General features: G+C 41.2%; 5 protein-coding genes. 3 read left to right on the top strand and 2 right to left on the bottom strand.

What is annotated here, in order from left to right:
• The first annotated feature begins 98 nt into the window (after positions 1–98).
• Complete coding sequence (locus B4K20_RS08720; protein ID WP_286303368.1) at positions 99–302, top strand: hypothetical protein; 204 nt, start codon at positions 99–101, stop codon at positions 300–302.
• Between the two features lie 36 nt (positions 303–338).
• Entirely contained in the window at positions 339–704 is a 366-nt protein-coding gene (locus tag B4K20_RS08715; RefSeq protein ID WP_289282599.1) for a VOC family protein, read from the top strand.
• 158 nt (positions 705–862) lie between these two features.
• On the opposite strand, the gene B4K20_RS08710 is transcribed toward B4K20_RS08715, so the two are convergent.
• Positions 863–1195: a YnfA family protein gene (locus B4K20_RS08710; RefSeq protein ID WP_286303366.1), complete on the bottom strand. Its 333-nt coding sequence runs from the start codon at positions 1193–1195 to the stop codon at positions 863–865.
• A 268-nt stretch (positions 1196–1463) separates the two neighbouring features.
• Between B4K20_RS08710 and B4K20_RS08705 the strand changes: the two genes are divergently transcribed.
• A complete protein-coding gene (locus B4K20_RS08705; protein WP_286303365.1) occupies positions 1464–1751 on the top strand; it encodes a DUF3144 domain-containing protein in 288 nt (95 codons plus the stop codon).
• A gap of 166 nt (positions 1752–1917) precedes the next feature.
• Here the strand turns inward: B4K20_RS08705 and B4K20_RS08700 are convergent, their stop codons facing one another.
• Positions 1918–2070, bottom strand: coding sequence for a helix-turn-helix domain-containing protein (locus B4K20_RS08700; protein WP_289282600.1), 153 nt, complete (start codon positions 2068–2070; stop codon positions 1918–1920).
• Positions 2071–2078: the final 8 nt, after the last annotated feature.

Genomic DNA, 2078 nt, shown 5'->3' with positions numbered 1-2078 from the left:
GCATCTGGAATATGATCAATATCCGGAATTACACACTTTCCTTATCGCACAAAAAGTCCGTTCGATAGACGAATAAACTCTCCACAAGGATGAAAATAATGAAACGGAAAAACATGCTCTTAACGATCGGCCTTATCGGTCTAATGATTGTTTTATTACTTAATCTTTTAGCCAACTTTTATCTCAATCAACCAGCAGCCATGGTCTTTTCTGAAGCTTGGAATGCATCTTGGCTACCTAGCTATATCGTCTGGCTCGTGATGTGTATCATCGGTATCGCTATCAAATTATCAAAGCGATAAGCCTACAGACTCATCCTTAATAAGGAACAGTTAGCCATGGCAAATATGAACACCATTGAAATCAAAGCATTTATTCCGGCTAAAGACTATGAAATCTCTCAAGCCTTTTATGCTGACCTTGACTTCACGCAGGCATCTGATACCGCTGGTGTGACCTACTTCTATCACGGTAACTGTAGTTTTCTACTTCAGAATTTTTATGACCAAACGCTGGCTGAAAATTTGATGATGCACCTGCTTGTGGAAGACGTGCAGTCTTGGCATCAACACATTATCGAAGCTGGGATAACAGACAAGTATAAGGTTGAAATATCGGCTGTCACCGAACAACCTTGGGGGATGCTCGACTTTGTTCTCTACGATCCAAGTGGTGTGTTATGGCGTATCGCTCAGAATATTTGAACTTGTGTCATAACTTATCAAAGTTACTGATACTCAACTTTATATGTAATTTGAATAAAAGCATTGGCAAAGGCCCTGGCCTGAGCATTTTTAAGCTTGATTTGTTCATTGATAACATCAAATAACGGTAATCAAGCAAGCGAGTTAAAACTCAGTCTTTAGGAGCCTCGTGGTGCGAACATAATAATCGCCATACCCAACAATGCCACGCCAGAACCAACCATATCCCATACGGTAGGACGAATACCATCTACAGCCCATAACCATAAAATAGCCATGAAAATATATACCCCACCATAAGCGGCATACACGCGACCGGCTGCCGTTGGATGCAAAGACAACAACCAGGCAAACAAAGAAAGACTGAGTGCAGCAGGCACTAGCAGCCAAATGGATTTTCCCTCACGTAGCCAAAGGTACGGCAGGTAACAGCCAATAATTTCTGCTAAAGCCGTCACAAGAAACAAGCCTACTATTTTTAGTTCGGGCAACAGATGCTCCCTTAATTGTTTTACTTAATGGCCTTGTGTTGGAAAAGCCATCCCATAATAGATAATGTATCAAAGCCTCTGTCTGCTTGATACTCATGAACGCTCGCAATTAGTTGGACAGGACAGGTTATCCCTATAGCGGCAAAGGTTTTATCATGTTTTCTATCTGCTATGATGTCTCCGTTCAAATAGCTCAGATATAAATAATAAAAACGCCTTAGCTACAGACAATACATTTCAAACCTATAAAACCAATGAGAGAAAAAGAATGAGTGAAAATTCACCAAGCAAAACATTTCAAGAACGTGTCGATGAGTTCGTCGCGATTGCCAATCAGCAAGCAGCTGAAAGTTCTGTAGAAGACGTTAATACAGCCGTTCTCTTTTCAGCCGCCCGTTTTAATGCTTTCAGCGTCGCCCGTTCCGTTGAAAACGCAGAAAACCTGCAAGCCGAAAAACAAGCGGCTATTGAATACTTCACTCAGCGTTATGCCGAAATGCTCAATCAAAACCTTGAAGAATATATCGCTCGGTTTGATAACTATACACAGAAGTAATTCACCACAAACGGTTTATAAAGCGCCAAAAAAAAGGGCAAATCCTTACGGACTTGCCCTTTTTTATGATCGAGAACGAGGTTATACGGCTATGACGCTCAAGTCATAACATGTCCCTACAAATAGAAATATAAAGTAGACTGACGACATCACCTTATGACCCCAGCTATTCTTCTTCAGGGTGATATTCCAGCAAGTCACCAGGCTGACAGTTAAGAGCTGTGCAAATAGCATCAAGTGTTGATAAACGGATAGCTTTTGCTTTGCCAGTTTTCAGTATGGAAAGGTTTTGCTCAGAAATTCCAACTCGTTTCGCCAGTTCGTTTG

The sequence above is a fragment of the Methylophaga sp. UBA5088 genome, assembly GCF_002414625.1.
In the GTDB taxonomy this organism is placed as follows: domain Bacteria; phylum Pseudomonadota; class Gammaproteobacteria; order Nitrosococcales; family Methylophagaceae; genus Methylophaga; species Methylophaga marina.
This window is presented reverse-complemented; position numbering and strand designations above follow the sequence as displayed.